The organism is Ensifer sp. ENS02 (genome assembly GCF_014851885.1).
GTDB classification, from domain to species: Bacteria; Pseudomonadota; Alphaproteobacteria; order Rhizobiales; family Rhizobiaceae; genus Ensifer; species Ensifer adhaerens.
In genome coordinates, this window is record NZ_JACVAO010000100.1 from 1 (window position 1) to 255 (window position 255).

General features: G+C 64.7%; 1 protein-coding gene. It reads right to left on the reverse strand.

Annotation, left to right across the window (positions count from 1 at the left end; translation table 11 throughout):
- The coding region (locus tag IB262_RS36860) for an alcohol dehydrogenase catalytic domain-containing protein (RefSeq protein WP_192494599.1) at nucleotides 1-255 on the reverse strand (255 nt) is incomplete at both ends.

The window sequence follows — 255 nt, forward strand, 5'->3', positions numbered from 1 at the left end:
TGACGCCGACGCCGAGCGTGTTGCGGCACAGATGCCCGCGGCCGGCCCGGCAGTTGCGGCACTTGCCGCAGACGATATGGCCCTCGCCCGAGACGCGCTCGCCGACATGGTACTTGGTGACGGCCGATCCGACCTCGGCGATCTCGCCCATGAACTCGTGACCAACGACCATCGGCACCGGAATGGTTTTTTGCGCCCACTGGTCCCAGTTCCAGATGTGCACGTCGGTACCGCAGATCGCCGATTTCTTCACCT